Here is a 20,182-nt window from a genome sequence, read left to right on the forward strand (position 1 = left end):
GGTAAAATATTACAACCATAGGGTGTCAGGCACCCTATGGTTTCACCAACCTACTCGCATACTTGATCACACTATTTTCACCAACAAAAATATATTTACCGTATGCTTTAATCCCGTCCAGCATTCTTTTCGTGCCATTCGTATCAAAATTAGAGTTTTCAATAGGGATTGCAACTTCTTTCCACTTTACTCCGTCCTTTGAGACATAGTAAGCATTGTAGGGTACATATTCCCCATTAATTTCCTTAAACGAGTCGTTGAAAGCATAAAAATAACCATCAAAAGTAGTAAGCAATTCAATGTTTGCTTCACCTATATTTGTCTTCACCTGTAACCACTTTGTTCCGTCCTTAGACACCCATGCATTGGATAAATTATATCGACTAACGGCGACATATCGTCCACCCGTATAGGTCATCCAGGCGTCACTTAATTTAATGGATTGAACGGTTGTCCACTTCGTTCCATTTGTCGATTTCATGATTTTCGTATAACTATTTCCATTATTATGCACCTGGAAGGTACCAACTACTTGCTTGCCATCCCAAATCATGGAGGTCAACCAATAATCATCAAGACCTTTGATATGTGTCCATGTAAGCCCATCCTTCGAGGTGAAAGTACCGGTTGTTTGATCTGTCGCTACAAAAAATTTCCCAGTCCAGAGAATATTCCTTAGTTGCCCATCCTTTCTCATAGAGGGAATATTCACCTTTTTCCAATTGACTGCATCAGTTGATACATAGGCTCCATAATGACCGACGGCAACGAAGCGGCCAGCACCCCATGCGACATCATATAAGTTCTTCCTCCACTTTCTCCCTTCCATTGCAAACGGATTGCTACTCGTCCACTTTACACCATCATCTGTATAAATTGCCGTTCCATCAAGCCCTACAGCAACCGACCTTTTTCCATTCGTCGCAATTCCGCCTAATTCAACGTTATAAACCGTACCAACTAACCGATAGCTCCACTCTACACCATCCTTTGTGAAAAAGGAGTATGTTCCATCCGTATAATTTCCTGCCGTGTTCGAACCAATACCTGCAAAGCCTCCTTGGACCGGATAAAGAGTATATACGGTCGTATCTAGCTTCGGAAGATCATGACGCTTCCACACAGTACCATTGTTCGAGGTATAGGACACATTTTTATAAATTCCATCGCTCACACTACTATAGCCAACTGCCATAAAGCTGCTACCATTCGAAACAACGATACGTAAAGTAACTCCACTTGGAGATTGCTGTTGCTTCTTCCAGCTGACCCCATCGCTCGATGTATAGATGCCATTGCCGACACCTAAATAATGATCCTTAACCCAAATAAAATCATGAATGTTTTTCGATGGATCCCACGTATTCTTTTTCCATGTATTTCCGTCCTTTGATGTCAACATAATTTTATCATCATCACTTATGACAAAATATGTACCATTTTCAAAATCGACCCAAACCCAGCCATATTTATTTTTAAAGGTATGGATGACGGTCCAATTTTCCCCATCTTTAGAAAAATAGGCATGCTCGGTGCCTTGAGCTACAAAACCATGATCACCACCGACTACTTGCTGAATGGATTCGCCTGGAGAAAAATCAATTCGCTTCCAAGTTAATCCATCTGTGGAGATAAAGCTTTCAGAAGGGGTACGATAGGTATCCATATCAAACTGCGTGTTCGCTCCAAAAAGGACATATTTACTACCATCCCAAGCAATGGCTGTAAGATGGTAGTTTCCAAACCGTGACAGGGCCCTCCAATCTCGTCCATCCTTTGATTTCATGATTGCTCCGTATGGGCCGACAGCGAGATATTCATTTTTTCCTTTCGTCATTGCATACGGAGGATTGGAGCTATAGGTAGAATCGATGGTCCACCCGTCACCAGTCGAATACGGTGCTTCCTTTAACGTAATCGAATTCATTTTATTTGAATCGTTCTTCTCTGCAAAGCTCTTGTTATAAGGGATGAAAATTGCCAATAAAAAAATAAAACTGATCAGCCAACTTAGCCACTTTTTCCCATTCATGTTGATCCTCCTAGAAGATTTTTGATAACGATTGAGTGCCTGATACCATTTATTGCTTAAAATGTATACCCAATCTTTTGTTATTGCGAAAATTTAGCCAATAAAAAAAGCCTAGCAATCCCTTTCACTACGGGTATCTGCTCGGCCACACAATACTTCCATTCGGAAATAAATGCAACCCGGCGATCATCGTCATGAGACTTTAGACCCGTAGCTTTGCGTCCCTCCCTTTCGAAAGGTTTGCCAATTATAAAACTATTTGACTAGTATAATAAATTCATTCTATCATTTTACCTATTACAAAGGAAGTATTCGTGTAGAACTGGCTTTAGCCTTAGTATAGAAAGGTTTTGGCTGTGTTTGATCAAACGTTTGATTAGATGTGTAACCTTATGAACAAAAAGGGTGCCTAGCACCATTTAGATTCAAAAATATCTGCATGGTTCCTAGCACCCTAGTTTTTCATTATTTATTTACTAAACGAAGTAATTCATCAAAGCTTACTTCTAATTCACGATTTTTTACATTAAATAGAACATTACTTAATGTACTTGCGGAAATGTCCTGACCATCCTCTTCAATACTATAGTGTATTTGTCCCCTTGCTTTATTACCCTCTATTATTGAAGATACAGAAACCCGTTCCATTGTACTTGCACCATTTTCTACCGTTATCTTTATGATTTCCAATTCCGCTTCGTCCGGAGTTTCACTTGAAGCATAATCGCTGAATCTCTTAGTTGTAACAATGTATTCTTCTTCATTATGATCTTCACCTAAGATTTTCCCATTTAAATCTGTTATTGTCGATTGAACGAAGTTTTTATAAGAATGAAGAATTGCTTGATGTTCCATTCTTTCCGCAAACTTCACAGGCAGGAAAATTTGAATAGCATCTACAGGAATCATAGGAACATTGTTTACGAGAATCACTCTTGGATTCCCAGCAACATGTGATAGAGAATCTCCAATTTCTGTTTGAGATTGGCTTTCGACATCCAAATAGGTATTCTTATTCGTATAGAAAATAACTGTTTTCCCATTAAAAGATACCTTATACTCCACCCCCTTCTTCATTTCTGAAACATTCGCTCCTAGTTTAGAGAATAACTCTTTCAGAGGAAACATATTATATTTGTCTTTGAATATAGGAGCCACTTTAAATGTAATCTGTTTATTGTCTAAAATCAGTTGTGGTGTAATAGGCTTTTTTACTTGTGCATTGGCAATGTCAAAATTAAATATCACCTTTTTGTCTTTTACTGGTAGGGTTATTGGAATCCAAGCAGTTTTGGACACTTCAGCAGAAGTAAGGTACTCCGATTTGTTTATTTGAAATTCTCCGTAAAGAGTTGAACCAATTATCTTCCCTCTAAGAAAGAGACTATCCTGGTAACGTTTCCCCTTAGCTGAGGTATATTTGGTAATCAAATATTCTACCTCAGGCAGCTTTCCAGGAATTCGAAAAGAAGTGTAGGTTTGGTCATACGTAATTTGATCAAAAAAGCTTCCTTTTATTGCTTCGGCCTTTGTGAGGACCTTACCCTTTAAGTTAGTAGTATATTGGTTTTTTATTCTATCATTATAGGTTGTAATATGATATGTGATATAATCATCTTCATTTTCCGCGGTAACCTCGCTAGGAACGATCGATTCAAATGCTGGAAGCGCAACATATTCAAGCTTATTAATCGTTTCAATACTTTTATTTGAAGCATTTATTTTTGTTTTTCCACTAACCAAACCAAGCTTCGACTTTCCTTTGAATATCTCATACCCATCTTTAACCTTTTTGGGAGTTGTTCCCGCTGCTTGGAAAAGTTCCACTAAAGGGAAATAAGTGACATTGTTTTTAATTATAGCCTCATGGCTGAATTGGACTGTCCTCTGATCCATAATCACAATAGGCTGCTGATTTACAGTGGCGCTAGCGGGTATGCAAATCGAAAATGACAACAGAACCGTTAATAAGAATAGTAATCTCCTTTTCATCTTGTGAATTCTCCTCTGATAGTTAATTATTTTAGAAAAATATTGCTTTCCTATATTATCATAATTTTGGTCATATTTAGTAATCTATGCTCTTTTCTAAAATAATAGAAAGCATCGTATTTCCATATCGGAATATAATACTTCGCACCATAGGGATTACTATGTTCTGACCTAAAAAAGGATACCTTCAATTTAAGGTATCCTTTTCTTATTAAACTTCTACTTCACTTATAAATGCATGCGTATTGCCTTCTGTATCTTTAAAGAAAGTCATCCAAGTTTCTGTTCCTCCCATTTTTGCAACAATATGCGGTTCGTCAATAAAGGTTACCCCATCGTTTGTAAATTTCTCATAGGTTTCCTTTATGTTTTCGACTTGAAAGTAAATAACAGAGCTTGGATGTGAAAACTCTTCTTTCTCTGGTAAACTTAGAAGAATTCGAGTTCCGTTACAATCGAAAAATGCCATAGTATCAGTTGAAAAAAGTAAAGGTAGATTTAGAGCTTTATAAAACTGGACTGCTCTATTAATGTCTTTAACAGGTACACCGATTTGATTTATCCTTTGGATGTTACTCATTGACCTCTCTCCTTTATTAGTGTCTACCTTACAATAATAAAACATCGCACACATTAATTCTTATCCAAAATCACTTTTTTTCTATATTGAAGGGGAGATAAACCTGTTAATGTCTTAAAAATCTTGCTAAATGACACAGGGTTATTGAACCCTATTTCATATGTAATATCCGTCATGCTTAATTCCATATCCTCAAGAAGTTTCAAAGCTTTATGTATTCTCATTTCAGAAATATGTTGGTGTGGGGTTTTACCATATATTTTTTTGTAATTCCTCAACAGATGGTTCTGTGATAGGCATGCCGCACTTGAAATATCTTGTAAGTTTATTAGGTGATTATAATAGGATCGAATATAATCATGTGCAACAGTTACACGCCTGAATAATTCTTCACGGGTTGAATTTTTAATTGTGTTTAGAGATTCCATTTTATTCAGGGCATTAAAATGAGCAAATAACATGATCTGCATAAGATTGTGGTACTGCTCATCAAGCCACAACATATCGTCTGCGAATAAGTCATGGTCTCTTTGAAACTTTTCTAATTGTAACTTCAACATAGGAGTGAAATGATAAGTCTTCTCAAAAAATTCGACAGATTCCATGTTGTAGTCTGGGTCTGATAGAATAGCGTCTATTGACTTTATGATTGAAGGTAAAACCTCTTCTGCAAGACCATCTCTAAAGAAGATACAAAATGACTCCACTTCATTTTTTTCATCGATTGAAATGGTATAGGAGCCCTTATTAAGAAGTAGGTATCTATCTTCCTCAACAGAGAAAAATCCTCGATTCGTTTTGTAAAACGCTTTTCCATTAGTAAATGTTTTTATTGAAAGTTGTCCGTTTCCTTCCCAGAAAAACTGTTTGCTTTTGGCATGAAGAATATAGTTTTTAGAGCCTTTTTTACTCATATTGAAACCTCGGTAATCGTGAGATTTTATCTTTTTCAGCTTAAATGTAATTATAAATGAAATAATGGGAAAGGGTATATTAAATTGGGAGAATGGGTGAAGTGTAGCTATCTTATCCACTAGACCAGGGTGGCACGAGAAATTCCCATCGAGTTCAGGCGGCTGTTATCCAGTCCAATATTGACAAAACTATTAATATCAAGTAAAAAAGCCCTTAAAAAATAAGGGCTTTTTCGGTTAAATTATTGTAGTTTTTAAATTAAATTTTCTAGTTATTTGGGATTCCTACATCGACAGTAATCGAATAATATTCTTTCTCTTCGTTACCATTGGTTACCTCTAATGTTGAAACATAAATCGAAGATATTTGACTTGTTTTGGAGTATTCAACATTTGAATCTCCATCATTATAAAAGATTTTATAACTGTATGTTGTGCCGTCCAAAGAAGCTAAGGATTTAATTATATCGTCAACAGTTGCAGTTGAATTGACAGTAATTTCTTTATAATCATCGTTTTTCACATCAGTAACAATAATAGGATTAGTTGTTTTTAAACCTGCTTGAGCCACTTCAATAATATATGTATACATATTTTCAGTATCCCCATTCTCAGGAATGACCTCTAATATAGAAGCATTTAATATACTATTTGAGCTATCCTCGTAATTAACTAACTTTCCAGTCCCATCATCCTTTAATACTTTATAAGTTTGGATAGACTCATCATCTGAAGAGATAGCCGCTAATAAGTCTGCTACTGTTGTATTTTGTTTAATTGTGATCATACCGTAGCCATCACCATAATCAACGATTTCATTTATTACAGTTTGACTACTTTTTTCCTTTATTCTAGCATTTGATGAAACTGGATCTACTGGTGCATAACCAATTACTTTTTTATTACTATCAATGAATACTAAAACAATGTCATATTCAACTTTTGGACTAGTACTAGTTCCTTCAGTTGTACTATTTTCTTCAATTATTCTAGTTACTTCAGTTGTACCAGTTCCTGCCTTTTTAATAAAATAATCTTGTTCTGGTAGACTTGGAATTACTTTCATGTCCTCATAAATAGATTCTTTTGTACCCTTTACATGGAAAGTGAATACTATAGAATCCCAGGCTGTTCTAATTCCCTCCGGTGCTAAACTTTCTTCATCAATGGAAATCTTATAAGTTAAATGATCAGATGTAGATACAGTAACCCCATTGGTTACTAAAGTAAACATACCGTTAATTTCATTTACCATTTGAACAATTTCAGATGATGTGTCTAATGCATCATTCTCTGCATCTAAAATGGCTTTTCTATATACACCTAAATTATCAGCAATTGCAATATTTGAATCATTTATTGCAGTATTAATAACCGTTATATCAATATCCCCAGTAGTACCACTATCTTTAACAACTTCTTCAATTTTTTGTATAGCTAGTTGCTGTGCTGACAATTCAACAACTACAGTAAATGTTAGATTAACCGTTCCCCCTCTTCCATCGTTAGCAGTTACCGTAATGGAGCTAAGTCCTAGGGAAAGGCCAGAAACATATAAATCGTTTCCGTCTAACGTGGTAGTTGCAATACTTAAATCAGAAGATGTTACTGAATAAGTTAATATATCTCTATCTGCATCTGAAAATACCGTAGACAAATCTACTATCTTTATGTGATCTCCTAAACTAATATTTTTATCAGCAATGTTACTTGCAACCGGTAAACGGTTTGGTGTTGGAACTGGTGTAGGATCTGTTTCTGGCACTGGCGTCGGTTCTGGCGCTGGTGCAGGTGGCGGAACTGGTACTGGCACTGGTATCGGCGTCGGTTTTGGTGTTGGAACCGGTTCAGGATTAGGTACTGGCACTGGTGTTGGCTCTGGTTGTGGTTTAGGTTTAACCATCTCCTCAACCTTTAAAAATGAACTAGTCACCTTAGCAACTGTTTGACGATCTGCAGTCCCTTTGGGATTAAATGTATTATTGCTATAGCCATTTAATAACTTTGCTTCTACTGCATACGCTACAGCGTCTTTTGCGAAATTAGAAATTTGATCCTTGTCGGCAAAGGCTAACTTCGCCCCTTTTCCAGTTACATCTACTCCTAAAGCTCTAACAAAGAGAGTTGCCATCTGTTCTCTCGATAAGTTTTCACCATTACCAAATTTCCCATTACCATATCCATTTATTAATCCAGCTTTGGTTGCAGCTTCTACATATGCGTATGACCAATGGCTAGTTGGCACATCAGAGAAGGTCGCGGTAGCTGGAGGACTACTAACATCTAAATTAAGTGATCTTGCTAAAATTACTGCAAATTCTTGTCTGGTGATTTTTCCAGTTGGATCAAATTTTCCATCACCTTTTCCATTTATGATCCCTGCTTCAACTAATTGTAAAATCGCATCCTTGGCGAATGAACCATTAATATCTGTTAAATCAGTCCCTGCTGCAAGTGCTGGTATACTATTACTAGATATCAACAATGTCGCAAGGGCTACTTTAGGCAGTACCTTTTTCATAAGTAATCCTCCATCATATTCCTAAATTAATAGACTTTATAAACAAGAGATAGTTTATCATCTTGCATCCACCTTTGTATATAATTTCTAAGGTTTGATAGAGGACTTTTTTACTATATAAAAGTTGTTTTTTGCTTAGCGTACAACCTTGACCGATGATGCCGGCACCTCAATATCACGAAAGCAGTGAATTACTCCCTTTCAAGGCGAATTTACTTACGGAATTCCCTTTCTACTCCGTCCTCAAACCCAAATCCACCGATTTTGCCTTTTGTCGGTACCGAGCACCATATTCCCCATAGAAATATAAAAAAAGAGAAGTGCGCGAACACTTCTCCCAGCAACATCTACCGTTCAGGGTAGTCGTTGTCAAAGTTGTTTATTTTTTTCTAGCCCCCTTGCATAATACGACAAGGATAAGGTTGCCCGAAAGAAATAAGCATCCACTTCATTCACCATTCCCTTATGAAAATCTCAAAAATTAACCAACCCCGTGGTCTCATTCAGAAGCAGGCACCTCAACCATCCCATACAACAAAAGGTGGAGAATTTCATTTGCAAGATCATCAGGATTTTTTAATCCTGTAAATAATTTAGTGAATATAAGTCTTTCAATCATGCCGACTAAACATTCAGCAACAACACTCATATCTATGTCTGCACGGAAATACCCCTCTTGTACTTCAAAGTTGAGGTTATCTTCGATTTGACTGGCTAATTGTCTTTTCATTTCTTCCGCTTCAGTTGAAATATAAAAACCAATTCGGGTTAGTTCGGGATTTTCCAAGAAAAAAGTAAAAATTCTCGATAGTCCTGCTGCAATTTTCGCTGGGACAGAAGTCAAGTCCATGTCTGGTTCTAGACGGCTGCTCTTCGTAAAATCAAATAATCTATTACGGAATAGATCATCTAATTCTCGAAAGATAGCTTCCTTACTTTCAAAATAAAGATAAAAGGTGGGTTGAGTGACTTTCGCTCGTTTGACGATGGTACTGATTTTAGTTGCATAATAACCAATATTAGCAAACTCCTCAGCAGCAATCTTAAGTAACAAGGCTCTACTCTGTTCTCCTATTGCACCCTTTTTCCTTCCCCTTTGTCCCATGAAAAAACATCTCCGTTTAGATAAATTATATTAATATAGAGTATTGCCAGATGGAATGAATATTCAGTCAAGTTAAGTTGTAAAAACTTTCTTAAGTAGAAAGAAAAGCCCTAGAGAGGTCTCTCAACAGGGCTCTTTCATAATTTATAAATATCTATAAATAGTTACAAATTACACCAAATATTATTAGTATGAATGATGACCACACAATTTACTGTTTATGAATATACAACTTTTCTATTTCCTGAATAGATAGAGCCTTATCATACATTCTGAAATTGTCAATATCACCGTGCAGCGCATACCAAGATTCGTTCATCCACCCGATGTAAAATGGTCCAGAGTTGGAAACAGATAGATCAGCAGGAGTGCTTAGAGCGATCGAACTTACTAAGCTACCATTAATATAACCTTTACTCTCTGTCTCAGAAATCGTAAATGCTACATGCACCCACTCTCCCAATCGAAAGGGATTAGAAACTATTATTGATTGATTCGGAGTTCGATTGTACCATAGGTCTGCCTTTTCCGATCTAGTATAAATATAACTACTTATACCACCTTCACCACTTTTAGCAAAAATGGCATGATTTCCGTAAAACTCAAAATGATTATCATCGTTATACTCACCATAGTAATTTTTCATACTTAACCAGTAAGAAACCGTGACTTCATTGTTCAATTTTAGCGAATCATTTTGGATAATGCTAACTGCACCTTTTTTGTTAACACCGTTAAATGAAATCGCTCTTCCACTTGGTCCATCATTAACAAAATTAATGTTACTTGGATTTACGAGAGTGACTTCATTTCCACTACCAGAAATATCTGCTAGTGGACCATCAAAGTTCAGGTATAATTTCAACGAGCTTGCTTGAAGCTCCGTTACCTTGACTACGACTACTGGTGCGACTATATCGTTAATATCAATCTTTATAGTATCAGTTCCAATCTGTCCAAAACTCGAAGTGAACTTGTATTCGCCTGGTTGTTGTGGGTTGAATTTATCACTATCTTCCCAAGACAATGGAATCATTGTGTTTTCCCCATTTGTAAGAGGTACCACTAGTTGTTTAGGTAAAGAAGCAAATATTTCTTCTTTATCGAAATATTCCTTTTCCGGTATTGTCACAGGGGTGTAGGGCATAAGACTTGCTGTAACATAGAAACGGGCAGTCGCTTGGTTTCCAGCTTCATCCGTAACTATGAGTTGATATGAATTAACCTGTTTCAATTCAGTTCCCGAAATAAATGGAATATAACTCCCACCACCAATAGAAATTTTTCCTATTCCCTCTACGAATTCTGGGATCACTTTGTCCTTGTATTCACCGTCTTCTACCACACCCGTGATGGCAGGAGCGGTTTTATCGAAAGTCACTTTACTGCTATTCGGAAGCTGGCTATTTCCCACACTTACATTTTTTCCATTCGCATCTGTCATATCAAAGCTAAATGTGACATCACCTTCAGTATCTGCAGCATTAAAAGTATAGACAATATTCCAAGTCGAATTGTCCGCATCATCCGCATCTGTTATTTCTAAATTGTTTTTACCGTCATGTCCTCCAATGGATATTATCCCATTAGAAATAGTAATATCCCGCTCTGCCTTGATCTCAATTGTTGCTTTATCACCCAATTTTGCTAAGGCTGGATTCACATTATTTGTTTTGATGATTAGTTTTTCTAAATCTAATGTGCTACTAAATGTTTTTATATCCACACTAGCAACTGAAGAAAGATTACCAGCACCATCTTCCGCAACTACATATGCGTTATAATCTGTATTTGCTGTTAATCCACTGATCTGAATGGTTAATTCTAATCCCGACATTACTGCCTTATTACCCTTTAATGCCACAGCTTCACCTGCACTATTTAGCCCAGCCTTGATTTGCAAGTTACTTGGCGTTTGTGCATCTGCTGGTAACACCATATAATACACTTCTCCAGATTCATTCGATGTTAGTTTGATATCAACAGATGCTTCGGTAATATTGGTTGCTGTAACTCCAGAAATACTTGGAGCTGTTTGATCTATATAAATGTCTGTTTCACTTAGTGTATGAATCTTATATGCTTTAATTTTATTGTCGCTATCTACTGCAGCGATGTAGAGCTTTTTCCCTACTGATATTCCATCAATAATGTCTTCATTCATAGCTGGCTCTATTCCGTCAAAAATATCATCTATTTTTGGAGTTGGATCGTTAGCATCCATATCAAGGATTTTAAACATCAGTTTCGAAGCACCAACAGGAAGATCGTCAATCATAAATTTAATCCCAGCTATGGTACCGGGATTGACCGTAACATTCGTTAGCACTGGAGCAATATCAATACCTTTTAAAACCAATGCATTCATTGTAGCTGTTAGGTTTGCTAATGTCTGATCTACTTCTTCTTGAGTTGCATCTACCTTTTCAAAAATAAAATTCGCAGCTGTTAATGCAGCATGAAAAGGTATCCAAGTAACCTCCGTATACTCTGATTGGATCTTAGCTTCAGCGATAGCGATTTCCGTACTCAAAGCCTCTTTATTTACAGGGGTTTGACCATGATTACTTAAAGTAGTAACCCCCACACTAGACACTGAAGAGACATTTCCAGCACTATCTTCCGCAACTACATATACCTTATAATCTGTATTTGTTGTTAAACCACTAATATAAATGGTTGCTTCTGATGCCGATGATACTGTCTTATTACCTTTTAATTCTACAGACTCACCTATACCATTTTGGCCAGTTTTGATTTGGGCATTACTTGGCGCTACTGCTTCCGCAGGTAACACCACATAATACACTTCCCCAGTTTCATTCGACGTTAGTTTGATATGAACAGATGTTTCGGCAATATTGGTTGCTGTAACTCCAGAAACGATTGGTGCCGTTTGGTCTCTTGGAGCTGATGGAGTACCCTCATCATTTCCAATTGGGCTAGAAGGTTCTGGTGTTGTAACAGGTATAAGATCTGGGTTTGATTTACCCCCAATTTTAGCGAAGTTGGCTTTTATTTTTTCATAATTAGCAATGATGTCCTTCGCTTTCATTCCTTCTGGTAAAACAAGGTTACCTACTTTTGCTTTTTCAATTAAAGTAATCTTTACTGCAGCGTTTTGTACTTCAAGTAATTGAATTTGCCCTATGATCTTTAATAAAACTTCATGTTGCTGTTGAACGATGACTTGGTTGATGTTCGCTATTCCATTTATGGTTACAGGGTTTTTACCTGCCACAATCAATTGCGAAATGTCGCCATTAATCTCCATATTTTCTGCACCTGGTTGAAGAATGACAGTCGAGATTTTAGCTCCAGAGGCAACCGACATCCTCACATTAGAAGAGGCATTGACTTCCTTTATCGATGTAGATCCATTCACTACAACGTCAACACCATTTCTATTTAATTGGACAATCCCTAAATTAGCCTGTTCAAAAATCACACGATTTGTATAATCTACGGCTACTTTATCAGGTAAAATCGTTTTACTATAAAATGGATCACCGCTTGCCTTCGTATATGTAGTACTTGCCTCATTGTGAACAGTCGTGTTACCTTCAACAGTTATGGTTTGAGAGTGAAATTGGTTTTCTACTTCTTTTCCGACGTCTAAGTTTCCTTTTATCGTTACATTTTTAATAGAAACATAGTCTCCACTAATTTTCATATTACCGGAAATGACTGCACCCTTTGCGTCTAATACCATTTCATTCGTTTTTGTACCGTATTGAAGTAATTCTAATTGAGTAACATTCGTAATCATCCCGTTATTTACATCAAACTTCATGACAGCATTTTTCAACGCTAATTCGTTTGATTGATTAAAAAGTGATGCCAATGATGAAGCAACTTTATATTCGACTCCATTTACGGTAACTGTATCATTTGTCACCTTTTCTATCGTTTGAACTTTAGCTATTGGATCTTCGTGTAGAATCTTTTCAGCTCGGTTGATAAAGGTCGCTATCTGGCCACGGGTTACCGTTTTAGGTGTACCGAATGACGTTTGCGAATAGCCATCTGTAATTTGGTGATCGATCAATGCTCCTACATACCCACTGTACCAAGCATCGGGATGGACGTCAGAGAACTTTCCAACTGACTCTTTATTTTCTTTCAGTTTATAGGCTAAAGAAATGATTTTTGCTAGCTCAGCTCTAGTGATAGGTTCATTCGGGTTAAATGAATTCTCGGTTTTCCCGCTAATAACCCCTGCCTCAACTAGTGCAGCGATAGCTTTATAAAACCTGTCCCCTTGCTTCACATCAGTGAAACCAGGATCTTTCATGATTTTTCCATTCAAGGACAAGGAAGAAGCAATCATTTGTGCTGCCTGGCCACGGTTTACTTCTTGTGATGGTTTAAATGTCCCGTCGCTAAATCCATTCATGACACCACGATTTGCTAAGTCAGTTACCGCATCATAATAGTAGGTTCCGCTTTTTACATCAGGAAAATCCTTGTTACTAGCTTCTGTATGAAGCACATTAAATGGCACAATCGGCATTGTTGTACTTACAACAACCGCAGTTGAGACAGCTGCTATTAGAAATTTATTAAACTTTAAAGTTCTTTTCATTTAGCCCTCCAAAACGACTAGATTTCTATTAATAGAAAATACAATAAATATATTACTACAAGGTAATATATTTGTCCTTTATTTTACTACTTCATAGTAATATATTTAAAAAACTAGGAAACGTCTTACTTCACTGAAAAAAGCGCTACAGGTATTATCTTAATACTTTTATAATAAGAACTTTTTTGAACTACCCATCGACACCTTTCGTCGAAAATAGTCACTATTCTACCACCCTCCCTTCTATTTGTAGTATGATAGATTGGTAAATAATTCTACCAATGGAAACTAGGAGGTATGCAAATATGAATTGGAAGAAATTTAATTCCATTTTAGTGACGACTGCCCTCGTCTCTTCAACATCCCTAGCCACTCATGCTTTTGCTGAGGAAAAGCAGCTGACTGATGTAAAAGTGGGTCACCCTTTCTATAAAGAAATTAAAGCGTTAACAGATAAAGGTATTATTTCTGGTTACCCGGATGGCAGCTTTAAACCGAATGATCCGCTGAAAAGAAGTCAAGTCGCTTCTCTCTTTACCCGTGCGCTAAAATTAGATTCCACTAAAAGTGACATTGTTCTTAAATATAAAGATTTGAAGCAAGGTACATCCATTTACAATGAAATCGCAGCATTGATGAACAAAGGTGTCATCGATGACAAGCAACCGACTTACTTCGAACCAAATAAACCTCTTACACGTGATGTGATGGCAACTTGGCTCGTGCGTGCTTTCAATTTAAAGCCGAACGCTGATATCGCTGTTCCGTTAAAGGATTTAGATAAAATCGAAAAAGAACATGTGGAAAATGTAAAAATCTTATTCCAAAACGGAATCACCTCAGGAAGTAGTAATGGAAAATATGACCCGAAAGGCTCTGTCACACGTGGTCAATTCGCTGTATTTATGTATCGTGCGATGTATTTAATTGATTCCATTGATCCTCTTCAAGATATGACGCTTGATCTTAGTGAAGTATCCAGCATTCCAAAGACAGTAAAAGTAAAATATAAAAGCGGTGAAGTGGCTGATTTGGATGTGAAGTGGAATACAGAACCAAATACCCTTTCCACTCCTGGCATATATGAGCTAACTGGAACCGTTGCAGGAACAAACAAGAAACCTAGCTTGAAGGTAAAAATCGAGGACCGACCACTTGCTTTACAGGAGTTCAAAGTTTCAGGCTTAAAACAAGTTCAGCTAGTCCTCAATCATACAAGATACAATGAGGCAGCCCTAAAGCAAGCGGCTAATTATAAGTTTTTAGATCAAGAAACAAAGATTGAAAACATCCATATCAATGGCAAAGTCGTCACGTTGACTTTTGAAAAACCTCAAGTGAACGGTGCACGAACTGTCTTATTTATGGGAAAAGAAATATTCCCAACTGATCACCAAATTGATGTGAATTTCACGGATACGACCGCACCAACGATTGAATCCGTCGAATCCTATAGTAGAAATAAACTAAAGGTCACTTTCTCTGAGGCATTAAATTTAGAAGCGAAAACGGGAGAAATCATCACTAATCGCAACTTCCTATCCGCATTTAAACTTAAGGACCAAACAGTGAAAGAAATAACAGCATTAAATAGTGGAAAAGAAGTCATTATCGAGTGTAAAGACAACTTAAAGGATGGTTCATACCTACTTGAGGTAAGCAATGCGCTTATGGATTACGCAGCACAGCCGATTCAAGCAACCGCCTTTCCATTTGCGATCACTTACAAACGTACTTATCCAACAGTGAAAAAAGTGACGGACGTTTACCCAAATCAATTTACTTTGCAATTTGAGCAGGAGGTAAACTTAGCTTCGATTAGTAATATTGAAAAATACTTCCACCACACGAGTAAATCAATCAATGCCGAGGCTGTTTACAAAAAAAGTCCAACAGAAATTGTTGTTCTATTTAATGAAAAGGATCGACTCACTAATGGAACGCCTGTTTTCGTTGATGCGAATGCAATAAAGGATTTATGGGACGACAGTAATTTTTCAATTGAAACGGTTGCTAATCTTGCTGTGGATCAAGCCGCTCCAACGGTTCAATCGATTGTGCTTCTTCCAGAAGATAAAGCTTCAGGAAGTCTAATCGAATTAAAGGTCGCCTTTTCCGAGCCTGTTGATCCTAGTACGGCAAGTAAACTAGCAAGCTATAAGCTGACTAATATGAAGAACGAGGCAATCGAAATTAAACAGATTCGTAAAGAATTGAAGTATACGAACCAACACTATATTCTCACATTGGATAAGCGTTATGGGGCTTTTGCCAAATCAACTTATTTATTGCAGGCTTCTAATATCAAAGATTTGTTCGGAAATGGTACAGATATCCTTTCTTACTCATTTGAGACTGGAAGCGAACAAGCACCAGGCAATTTCACTGCCAACCTTTTACAAGAAAATAATCGTGTGACAATTGCTGTTAATTTTAACAAAAAAATGAGTACATCTGGACAGTACTCCATCTTGGACTTAGCTAAATACGAGTTAGCTGCGAATGGTACAAGTTATTTACTAGATACGATTAACAAGGATGATAGTTTCAAAGTAGATATTCACGCGTTCGATAATGGAAAAGCGGAAATTGTGATAACTAAAATGGGTGCAAACTCGCCGAAATTAACAACTTTCTTCAATGACCTACAAAACGCGATTGTGAACAAAACCTTTAACCAGCTCGGTCTAAATGTGGCGATGGTTGCAGATGCTAATGGAAACACGACAGAAAGCTTCACGAATAAAATCACGCTTTCGTCCCAAGCGAATTTTACAACAACCAATAAAGCAATAGCGGTTAGTGAAAATGAAATTAAAATCACCTTTTCCGATACGATTGAAAACTTCAATCCTATGGATTTCATTGTTTTCGTAGACCAAAGTGGTGATCACCAATTCCAGGCAAGTGAGCAAATTTATCCAAATGATATTTTACTTTCTACCGAAAACGGTGCATCCACGATCACCTTTAAGCTGGAAAGCAAGGACACATTAAGCGGTAATGCCAAGCTAAATAAGAAAAAACTATTCATCACAGCAAAGAGCAATCCAGAAACAACCAATTTATTCGGTCAAAAAATCACCCTTAGCCAACAAGAAGTCATCGATCAAATTAAACCGACCCTGCAAAAAAATGGCTCAAAGGATAAAGTGATTGTTGAAAATCATACAGATGCTAAGAAAGCCATCGTCTCTCTACATTTTAATGAAGACATCGATCCGAACACTGTTACTAGACTTTCCTTCAAAGTCGGAAATGGGAAATATGAAGTTGAATCGGCTAAAGTTACAGGTAATATTGTAAGCTTAGTAGTGAAACTAAATAGCGGACAAGTGAAGGATTTAAATGGAGAATATGTCGAACAGCTTTCGGCGATTAGTGATATGAATAATCTTTTGGTTAGTGATATTGTGACGAAGATTGAGAATTAAGAAATGGGAAGTCCTGTAGTTGCTACAGGGCTTTTTAGTTTTTCTTTTCTTAATTTTTATAGCGTTTTTTTATTTGATGAATATTTCCAAATAAAGTATTATTTCCATATTCTAATAGAAGAAGGGAGATTTCATTTTGAAAAAGAAGTTTACTATTTTTGTATTTATTTTTACACTACTTTTTTCTGTAACAAACTTAGATGTACTTGCGGCATCTAAAGCTCCTACTATTGAGCAGCTTCAGAAAAAAATTACAGAGTTAACTAAGCAAGTAAAGAATTTAACCACTAAATTATCTACAAAAACAAAAGAAGCTACTAAGTTGGTGAAAGAAAATACAACACTACATAACCAGATCAAAAGTAAAGATGACACAATTATGAGTAAAGAAAGTGAAATAGGTATTCTTAAAGATACTATTGAAGATAAAAATAAAACCATAGAACTACAAAATGAGAGAATCAGGCAATTCGAGCAGCTTAATAATGCTGAAATAGTCTACACGGATAGATACTTAAATGCGGGTAATGATGTTAAATGGTATAAATTTAGAACAAGTTTTAATACTATTTATTTAACTCAAAAGGCATTTGAAAAATACAATTATATTATAAATCTTTCCGATCGTTTATTAAGTGATGTTGGTGGATATTATGGAATTACTAAAATGGATGAAACAGTATCCACGTATATTTGGTATGAAAATGAAGTAACTATGAGTGAGGAGGATTCACTTTCATATAATGATAGACTAAAGAGAGTTTATATTGATGCTTCACGAATTTATCCTGCGAGAAACACTACAGAAGATTTTGTAAGTGTCTATGTACATGAACACGCTCATGTATTTCAAACAGCCATTTTTACAAAGGACAGGACTAATATTGTAACTTGGTTACATGAAGGTGTACCTGATTATGTCGATAATCAATTCCTTGATTATGAAAAATACGGTATACCAAGTAGTCACCTAAGAAGCAATGGTTTTAATAAAGATAATTTTAAAGATGCCATTATTCAAAACTTAGAATATAACAATGAACCTATGTTAACAAAATTACCAACTAAAAGATTTGTAGCTTATCAAACATATCAATCATTCATTTATTATTTAGAAAACACATATGGCCATAAGAAATTTCTAGAGTTCTTGAAAGATGCACATAAGAATCAAAATATAAATGAAGTGTTAAAAAATCATTTCGGTATAGATGAATATCAATTGATCAAGGAGTGGAAGAACTATTTCTCATTAAATTAATTTCCACTAATATGTTTTATCGTCGCAGACGTTTGAATAAATTTACTAATAAGATGGCGCTTTAAGAAACGATGCGTTGAATTGAATCTACACAAATTAATTGAAAGTAAGATAGATATTAGGTAATTAACTAGCACATAAAAAAAATAATACAGCTCACCACATGCAGTGATCGGCTGCATTATTTTAGATGTAGGAATGGAAAAATTGCTCATTCTAGTAAATGGATTTCTTCTTAAAGATTTTAGGATAGTAGTTTTCTAGAGGTAAAAATTCGTGGAAAATAAAAGATGCTGAAGCTTTGTTACTGACGGTAAAGCTCTCTAAGTTTACGCTCATGTTGAGTGACTTTACTAGCTAAATAATCAAATGATTCTTGTGACTCTGTCAACTCGACTCGAAACCCATCCATCTTCTTCTCAATCCGATCAAGACGCTCATTTGTTTCTTTAGATTGATTTGTCATACGAAGGTCCATTTCATCCAATCTTGCATCTATAGCTGTTAGTTTGTTTTCCACTTGGTTTGAATGAACTTTTAATACACTAAGAATTTCTTGCAAAATATTTTCCTCTTCCATAGTTTAGATCCCTCCTCTTATTCCAACAATTATACAGTACGAATAGATATCTTTCCATAAATATTAGGTGCAAGACACTTTCCCGATAGAGATATCCACTCTCTGATAGTTTCAATCAAACGATTGATTGAAACTGTACCTAGATGGTGCCTGACACCTAATACTTTAAGTCTATATGAATAGGATTTCCTTTAATTCACTAATAGATCTTCCCAATTAATTGTAAAAGAATCACCTTGTGTAGTAATAACAAATTTTTCATTTTCCTTATCAATGGTTATCCCACTAACGTAACGATAACCATTAAATGAAAATCGTTTCACTTCTACTCCTTGTGAATCATAGGCCACGAAAATTAACTGAGACATATTACCATTATCATCATATGGCCAATATGTATAGCCTTCCCACGAAATTCCTATTATTTCGCTAGCGAGATTACCATTTTCATACCCGAAAGAATGTTTATATCCTTCTGGTGCTGTAGGTACTGTATAAGGTAGTCTTGTCATTACAGTTGGTATGCTATTCTCGTCTTATACTTTTTTAGTTTTATAACGAGCCTTCACCGTGCAGGCGGCTTTCACCGCACACGGCGATCCGTCAGAAGTCTACTTTTTTGTTAAAAGATTACTACTGACTGAGTTTCTTCGCTCCTATCCGTTTTGTCCTCCTACCATGTTACCATGATAGTAATAGTGGCAGATAATCATCACTACTATAAACCCGCAGCCATCTTTTTGGCATCATAGGTGCTAATCCACCTCTTCCGAAAAGACTTCAAACGTTCCGTTATGTCCATCCCTTATTTTTACAGCCTTAGGTCTCCACTATTCAGGAGTGAGAACGATCAGTTTAACAGTCAATTGCACTGATCGCCTTTCCATCATTTATGATGGAAGGATGAATGCCGAACTCCTAGCGTTTCGCGGCACACACTACCTCACCCTGCCTACATGGATTCGTCCTCCTAACCATAGCTGCCTTTTAAAGAACCCCGCCTCACCTTCATGAGTACGACTTCACCTGACTTGACCCTTTCAGCAAATTAGTGCATCACTGGATCCAGGAGGATTAGGCACTTGCTTTAAAAGACTGTTTAGCAAGAATAGGAATTTCACCTATCAATTGGACGATAACAGTTAGAAAAACAACTTATCATACTAGCTTGATTAACC

Annotated in this window: 11 protein-coding genes and 1 riboswitch; of the genes, 2 read left to right on the forward strand and 9 right to left on the reverse strand. The window is 36.4% G+C overall.

Features of this window, described 5'->3' with window-relative positions:
- Nucleotides 1–34: 34 nt before the first annotated feature.
- The 7 genes from ACFSO7_RS02525 to ACFSO7_RS02555 all read right to left on the reverse strand — a co-directional run bounded on the left by ACFSO7_RS02525 (nt 35) and on the right by ACFSO7_RS02555 (nt 13,729).
- Nucleotides 35–2,032 carry a sialidase family protein gene (locus tag ACFSO7_RS02525; RefSeq protein WP_377875045.1) on the reverse strand — a complete coding sequence of 666 codons (1,998 nt, stop codon included), beginning with the start codon at nt 2,030–2,032 and terminating at the stop codon, nt 35–37.
- 170 nt (nt 2,033–2,202) lie between these two features.
- A riboswitch (cyclic di-GMP riboswitch) is annotated at nt 2,203–2,287 on the reverse strand.
- Nucleotides 2,288–2,497: 210 nt separating this feature from the next.
- On the reverse strand, nt 2,498–4,024 hold the full coding sequence (locus tag ACFSO7_RS02530; RefSeq protein ID WP_377875047.1) for a stalk domain-containing protein: 1,527 nt from the start codon (nt 4,022–4,024) through the stop codon (nt 2,498–2,500).
- Between the two features lie 211 nt (nt 4,025–4,235).
- Nucleotides 4,236–4,604, reverse strand: coding sequence for a VOC family protein (locus tag ACFSO7_RS02535; protein WP_377875049.1), 369 nt, complete (start codon nt 4,602–4,604; stop codon nt 4,236–4,238).
- Between the two features lie 53 nt (nt 4,605–4,657).
- On the reverse strand, nt 4,658–5,518 hold the full coding sequence (locus tag ACFSO7_RS02540; protein ID WP_377875050.1) for a helix-turn-helix domain-containing protein: 861 nt from the start codon (nt 5,516–5,518) through the stop codon (nt 4,658–4,660).
- Between the two features lie 268 nt (nt 5,519–5,786).
- Entirely contained in the window at nt 5,787–8,039 is a 2,253-nt protein-coding gene (locus tag ACFSO7_RS02545) for an S-layer homology domain-containing protein (RefSeq protein ID WP_377875051.1), read from the reverse strand.
- A gap of 499 nt (nt 8,040–8,538) precedes the next feature.
- A complete protein-coding gene (locus ACFSO7_RS02550) occupies nt 8,539–9,144 on the reverse strand; it encodes a TetR/AcrR family transcriptional regulator (RefSeq protein ID WP_377875053.1) in 606 nt (201 codons plus the stop codon).
- 211 nt (nt 9,145–9,355) lie between these two features.
- Nucleotides 9,356–13,729: an S-layer homology domain-containing protein gene (locus ACFSO7_RS02555; RefSeq protein ID WP_377875054.1), complete on the reverse strand. Its 4,374-nt coding sequence runs from the start codon at nt 13,727–13,729 to the stop codon at nt 9,356–9,358.
- Between the two features lie 305 nt (nt 13,730–14,034).
- On the opposite strand from ACFSO7_RS02555, the gene ACFSO7_RS02560 reads away from it, so the two are divergent.
- Nucleotides 14,035–17,163 (forward strand): S-layer homology domain-containing protein, encoded by a 3,129-nt coding sequence (locus ACFSO7_RS02560; RefSeq protein WP_377875055.1) that lies wholly within the window; start codon nt 14,035–14,037, stop codon nt 17,161–17,163.
- Between the two features lie 136 nt (nt 17,164–17,299).
- A complete protein-coding gene (locus ACFSO7_RS02565) occupies nt 17,300–18,424 on the forward strand; it encodes a hypothetical protein (protein ID WP_377875057.1) in 1,125 nt (374 codons plus the stop codon).
- Nucleotides 18,425–18,728: 304 nt separating this feature from the next.
- On the opposite strand, the gene ACFSO7_RS02570 is transcribed toward ACFSO7_RS02565, so the two are convergent.
- Together ACFSO7_RS02570 and ACFSO7_RS02575 are read right to left on the reverse strand one after the other, a co-directional pair.
- A complete protein-coding gene (locus ACFSO7_RS02570) occupies nt 18,729–19,004 on the reverse strand; it encodes a hypothetical protein (protein ID WP_377875059.1) in 276 nt (91 codons plus the stop codon).
- Nucleotides 19,005–19,195: 191 nt separating this feature from the next.
- Entirely contained in the window at nt 19,196–19,516 is a 321-nt protein-coding gene (locus tag ACFSO7_RS02575) for a hypothetical protein (RefSeq protein ID WP_377875061.1), read from the reverse strand.
- Nucleotides 19,517–20,182: the final 666 nt, after the last annotated feature.

The sequence above is a fragment of the Bacillus sp. CGMCC 1.16607 genome, assembly GCF_042683745.1.
Taxonomy (GTDB): Bacteria; Bacillota; Bacilli; order Bacillales; family Cytobacillaceae; genus Pseudoneobacillus.

Bases quoted from the DNA above. Each gene is read 5' to 3' on its own strand.
- ACFSO7_RS02570 (WP_377875059.1), bottom strand. From the start codon at position 19,004: ATGGAAGAGGAAAATATTTTGCAAGAAATTCTTAGTGTATTAAAAGTT.
- ACFSO7_RS02545 (WP_377875051.1), bottom strand. From the start codon at position 8,039: ATGAAAAAGGTACTGCCTAAAGTAGCCCTTGCGACATTGTTGATATCT.
- ACFSO7_RS02550 (WP_377875053.1), bottom strand. From the start codon at position 9,144: ATGGGACAAAGGGGAAGGAAAAAGGGTGCAATAGGAGAACAGAGTAGA.
- ACFSO7_RS02535 (WP_377875049.1), bottom strand. From the start codon at position 4,604: ATGAGTAACATCCAAAGGATAAATCAAATCGGTGTACCTGTTAAAGAC.
- ACFSO7_RS02575 (WP_377875061.1), bottom strand. From the start codon at position 19,516: ATGACAAGACTACCTTATACAGTACCTACAGCACCAGAAGGATATAAA.
- ACFSO7_RS02525 (WP_377875045.1), bottom strand. From the start codon at position 2,032: ATGAATGGGAAAAAGTGGCTAAGTTGGCTGATCAGTTTTATTTTTTTA.
- ACFSO7_RS02555 (WP_377875054.1), bottom strand. From the start codon at position 13,729: ATGAAAAGAACTTTAAAGTTTAATAAATTTCTAATAGCAGCTGTCTCA.
- ACFSO7_RS02530 (WP_377875047.1), bottom strand. From the start codon at position 4,024: ATGAAAAGGAGATTACTATTCTTATTAACGGTTCTGTTGTCATTTTCG.
- ACFSO7_RS02540 (WP_377875050.1), bottom strand. From the start codon at position 5,518: ATGAGTAAAAAAGGCTCTAAAAACTATATTCTTCATGCCAAAAGCAAA.
- ACFSO7_RS02560 (WP_377875055.1), top strand. From the start codon at position 14,035: ATGAATTGGAAGAAATTTAATTCCATTTTAGTGACGACTGCCCTCGTC.